Here is a 277-nt window from a genome sequence, read left to right as displayed (position 1 = left end):
CGTCGACCCAATCTGACACGTCCAACAACGCACTCACATAGCGAGCGAAGCCTGCCGGCATCTTCGAGTCCTGCACGTACGATTCAATCTCACCTGACTCGCTGACGAGCACATCGTACTTCGAAACCAGAGATCTTACAGACTGGTACTTTCTCGATTGAAACGACCGGATGCCTCTTCCCATCGCATGAAAAAGGGTTTCTTGCGAATCAAAGAATCTCACCATGCCATTAAGGTGTTCGGCATAGATGGTGAAGGGTGTCCCGTCAGAGAAGCC

General features: G+C 51.3%; 1 protein-coding gene. It reads right to left on the bottom strand.

Annotated elements, in window-relative coordinates; all coding sequences use genetic code 11:
- A partial coding sequence (locus SB816_RS31265; RefSeq protein WP_410548147.1) for a DUF1828 domain-containing protein occupies positions 1–277 on the bottom strand: 277 nt, incomplete at both ends.

It is taken from the genome of Achromobacter sp. SIMBA_011 (assembly GCF_046535435.1).
GTDB lineage: Bacteria > Pseudomonadota > Gammaproteobacteria > Burkholderiales > Burkholderiaceae_B > Achromobacter > Achromobacter dolens.
This window is presented reverse-complemented; position numbering and strand designations above follow the sequence as displayed.